The 1393-nt window shown below is 51.0% G+C and carries 1 protein-coding gene; it reads left to right on the top strand.

Going from position 1 to position 1393, the window contains the following annotated elements; all coding sequences use genetic code 11:
- Positions 1 to 208: 208 nt before the first annotated feature.
- The coding region (locus ACKFKF_RS35045; protein ID WP_446871944.1) for an AAA family ATPase at positions 209 to 1393 on the top strand (1185 nt) is incomplete at its 3' end.

A 1393-nucleotide genomic window follows, 5' to 3' on the forward strand; every position in this document is an offset into this window, starting at 1 on the left:
TTCCGCAACGTCAGATTTGCAGTCAGGACTGTCAGGGAATTGAGGTGAAAAAGGCTGACTCCAAGCCTGTGATCGATCAGCGTTGGGCTTCTTTAGAATCCTTAAAAGGTCAGCTTCCCTCATAAGATAGCGTTAGAGACTGGGACAGTAGTGTACGGTGTTAGTAAGACTTTAACTGCTGACCGGGCTAAATGCTCCTCCATGATCTATGAGCTTCAGCGACGAATTTAATCTGCTGCTTCGGGCCCGCTATCCGGTGATCTACATTCCCACCCGTGAAGAAGAGCGTGTGGAAGCAACGATCGCTCAGTGTGCCAAAAATCAGGGCGATCGGGCCGTGTATATCTGGGATTTTGTCGATGGCTATCAAGGCAATCCCAATGATCTCGGTGTTGGCAAGCGCAATCCGCTCCAAGCGCTAGAATTTGTCGAGAAGCTACCCGCCAGTGCCGCCGCAATCTTTGTTTTACGAGATTTCCATCGATTTCTAGAGGACGTTTCGATCTCACGTAAGCTGCGAAATCTGGGGCGGTTGCTGAAGTCTCAACCCAAAAATCTCGTCTTACTGTCTCCCAACGTTTCGATTCCAGACGACCTGAGTGAGGTGCTGACCGTTCTGGAGTTTCCCTTACCGGGCGCGATCGAGATCAAAACAGAGATTGACCGACTGTTAGGAGCAACGGGACAACGACTGGAACCCAAAGTTTTGGATGAGCTAGTGCGATCGTGTCAGGGACTCTCAACCGAGCGGATTCGCCGGGTTTTAGCGAGAGCGATCGCCCTACATGGTGAACTGCAACCCGAAGATGTCGATCTGATTTTGGAAGAAAAGCGACAAACCATTCGACAAACCCAAATTTTAGAGTTTTATCCTGCAACAGAGAATATCTCTGACATCGGAGGACTGGATAACCTGAAAGACTGGCTGCTGCTGCGGGGTGGCTCTTTTTCAGAACGGGCACGACAGTATGGCTTGCCTCATCCCAGAGGTTTGTTGCTGGTCGGAATTCAGGGAACTGGGAAATCACTGACGGCAAAAGCGATCGCCCACCACTGGCACCTGCCGTTACTGCGATTGGATGTGGGTCGGCTATTTGGCGGGCTGGTTGGCGAATCTGAATCGCGTACTCGTCAAATGATTCAACTATCAGAAGCGCTGGCTCCCTGCATTTTGTGGATCGACGAGATCGACAAAGCGTTTTCTGGACTGGATAGTCGAGGCGATGCGGGAACCTCCAGTCGCGTCTTTGGCACCTTCATCACCTGGCTGGCAGAAAAAACTTCTCCTGTCTTCGTTGTGGCGACGGCCAACAACATTCAATCCCTGCCGCCCGAAATGTTGCGGAAAGGTCGATTTGATGAAATTTTCTTTGTCGGTCTGCCTGCTCAAGAA

It is taken from the genome of Phormidesmis sp. 146-12, assembly GCF_052939495.1.